The sequence below is a fragment of the Candidatus Magnetobacterium casense genome, from assembly GCF_019173545.1.
In the GTDB taxonomy this organism is placed as follows: domain Bacteria; phylum Nitrospirota; class Thermodesulfovibrionia; order Thermodesulfovibrionales; family Magnetobacteriaceae; genus Magnetobacterium; species Magnetobacterium cryptolimnobacter.
Map to the genome: position 1 here is coordinate 1 of NZ_JABXWD010000603.1, position 1,602 is coordinate 1,602.

At 48.9% G+C, this 1,602-nt stretch carries 2 protein-coding genes; both read right to left on the bottom strand.

The genetic code is table 11. The features are described 5' to 3' along the window. Positions 1-1,388 (bottom strand): hypothetical protein (locus HWQ67_RS17990; RefSeq protein ID WP_218254072.1); only part of this gene is annotated, 1,388 nt, incomplete at its 3' end. After that, on the bottom strand, positions 1,363-1,602 hold a 240-nt coding region (locus HWQ67_RS17995), incomplete at its 5' end, for a hypothetical protein (RefSeq protein ID WP_218254073.1). The genes HWQ67_RS17990 and HWQ67_RS17995, both read right to left, overlap by 26 nt.

Here is a 1,602-nt window from a genome sequence, read left to right on the forward strand (position 1 = left end):
CGCGGCACATAACTGTCTTTGAGGTGGGGAAACTTACTAATCCACCAGTCGTCCCCTAACTTAGCTCCTTGGGGGAGAGTGTCCTGAACAACACCCATCCTTTTAAGGTTGTTAGTTAAAAAAGTAACTGAGGCATCCTTCGAAGCATTAGCTACTGCCATAGGGGTCGAATGTGGTAGGTTATACAAGTCTCGAGCTAGAAACTTCAGCTCATTTGGAGTATTAACATCCTGGATGGCACCCTTTAAAGCTTTCTGTACCTTCTTAGCGTCGAACGGCCCACTCAATGATTGGTCCAGGGTCCGGATAAAATTCTCGGCTGCTGGCAGACGAAAGAACTGCTCCTCCCCAAGAAGGAACTCATCCTTCATCTTTGACTTGAGGGTCTTTCTAAAAGAATGGACAAACTCTCTTTCCATATTGCCGGTGGCAAACGAATGCTTCCAGTCCTCCATTAACTTCTTTTCCGGCGCATTGGCAGGTAGACCCCGAAGGTATTTATACACCTCATACCTACTACGGAGAGGCATATTAGCTAGCTTCTGCCCCAACTCTTTCCCCTTTTCGGAAGCTACAGCCTTTAGAGCCGATGTACGCCTGAAAGGCACGTCTAGGCCTGTCGACTCCAACCTTTCTACGGCCGGCTGAAATACCTCAGCAATAGACTTCGACCCTTCCGTCGAGGGCAAGAACCTCTTATGTAAGACAGCATCTGCTCCCCGTGCTACGGGTGAGGTAAGAACCTCCCACATGCTGTGTACTTTTGAGGAGAGGGCTCCCGGAACAATCTGATTAACCTGCTTGGCAATCTGTCTAGGGTTGATAGCATTCTGACCTGCCACTGCTGCTCTATAATTTTGCAGGGCGGTCTTTGATATAAGAGCCGTCTTACCCATTGCCAAGTCAGCCAGTTGAAAAGTAAGATCGTATGCCATCCCATCTAGGGCCTGTAGAATTTTGTCCTTGCTGCCGGAGGCAAAGGCCTCATGTATCCTTTCTGGGTTGCCTAACCAATCTCCTACTAACAGATTAGAAACACCTTGAACAAACTGCCCAGTGGAGGTCCAGGCCTGTTTTACATCACTCTTCAGCTCCCCGAAGGTTTTAGCATACGGCTCCGCATGCGCTTTGGCATACTGTGACAGAAACCCTTGGTCCCCAATGGCCTCTTCATACACAACAGGAGCTTCTTCAATAAGGGGTTTAGGCGCCGTGTCGAAGATCGCCATATCCGGGATCGTCAGCTGAAACTTAGGTTTACGGACCTCTTCGACAATCTGCTGAGCCTGCGTAATATCACCTACGCCTTGAGTCTGACCTTCCAAAAGGGTAGGAGGTTCCTCTATCTGGAACTTCGACTTATCATTCTGCTTTGAAGAGCGGTCCATGTTCCTTCTCTACCTCCGCAAATATCCGCTTCAACGAGTTGACTACTGGCTTCCCATATCGCCTTACCAAAGCCTCTTCCGGCTCGTGAAAATACTTCAAGGCGACAATCTGAAAAAAGTCTCTAGGCGTAGTATTATCAAGACGGATCCCAGATTTCTTCCTAGCCTCTGCTTGTAGGAATTCATTCCAGGTCCGGCCCGTCAACGTCCGAAG